This is a genomic window from Pseudochrobactrum sp. AO18b, assembly GCF_000409565.1.
Taxonomy (GTDB): Bacteria; Pseudomonadota; Alphaproteobacteria; order Rhizobiales; family Rhizobiaceae; genus Pseudochrobactrum; species Pseudochrobactrum saccharolyticum.
Genome location: NZ_ANNO01000465.1, coordinates 1 through 1,131, shown reverse-complemented (window position 1 = coordinate 1,131; position 1,131 = coordinate 1). Strand labels below are relative to the sequence as shown.

Below are 1,131 nucleotides of genomic sequence, written 5' to 3'. Positions count from 1 at the left end.
AGCAGGCGGAATCCTCCTGCTCGGGGTGTTTTCGCTCTTCGGTAAACTCTGGGGCGGCGATCTCTCCGGAGTCGCCGCCGGGGCGAAGCTCTTTATTCCAGTCTGGTTTGCCATTGCCCTGACGAATATGTGGGTTGGTGTTACCCGGGCCGGCTATACGGTGGCTCAGGAACTGCCGATCCTTCTTGTTGTCTTTGCGGTCCCCGCGATCGTGTCGACGATTGCCATATGGCAACTCGCGGGAACCACCCTGCCGCATTTGCCTCCTCACCAACAAGAGAGAACAATCATGTCGGTTACTCTACCACCAGTCCTTCAATCCGCCGTCGATGCGATAAACGCTGGCGACGAAGGTGCCTTCGTTGCTGCCTTTTCTCCCGATGGCATCATCAATGACTGGGGACGCATCCTCACTGGGACGGAAGGTGTGCGGTCGTGGGCACGTTCGGATGCAATCGATGCCCAGGCCCGAATGACCGTTCTTGAAGCGGCTACCACGGCCAATACGACGCACATTGTGTTCGACTGGCAGAGCCGCGTCTTCAACGGCCGCAGCGAGGCTTATGTGACCATCCTCGACGGATTGATTAGAGAATTCCGCATTCCGTCAAAATAAGAGAAAGCTAGGCCATGGCCGCTGAAACTGTTACCCAAGCCGCAGAAGCGGTCAATCATGGCGGCGTCGACATGATGGCCGTGGTTGTCCTATTGGCGGCCGCGGTAGTTGCCGTACCGCTGTTCCGCAAGGCGGGGCTCGGTTCTGTCCTCGGCTACTTGGCCGCAGGGCTCGCGATCGGCCCGTTCGGCCTCGGCTTCTTTCACGACGCGCAGTCGATCATCCACGTTGCTGAACTCGGCGTCGTGCTGTTCCTGTTCATCATCGGGCTGGAAATGCAGCCGTCACGATTGTGGGCCATGCGCGGTGAAATCTTCGGACTCGGGCTTCTGCAGGTGGGGCTTGCCATCGCAGTGCTGGTCTGGGTCGGCATCTTGCTCGGCTACCCAACTGCGGCGAGCTTCGTTGCCGGCACGGGCTTCGTCCTGACCTCGACCGCTATCGTCATGCAGATGCTGCAAGAACGCGGTGAGATGGGATTACCGAAGGGGCGCCGCATCGTTGCCATTCTGCTG

At 59.4% G+C, this 1,131-nt stretch carries 2 protein-coding genes; both read left to right on the top strand.

What is annotated here, in order from left to right; genetic code table 11:
* On the top strand, positions 1-616 hold a 616-nt coding region (locus A918_RS22240; RefSeq protein WP_210162331.1), incomplete at its 5' end, for a hypothetical protein.
* Positions 617-687: 71 nt separating this feature from the next.
* A partial coding sequence (locus A918_RS20955) for a cation:proton antiporter (RefSeq protein ID WP_198013313.1) occupies positions 688-1,131 on the top strand: 444 nt, incomplete at its 3' end.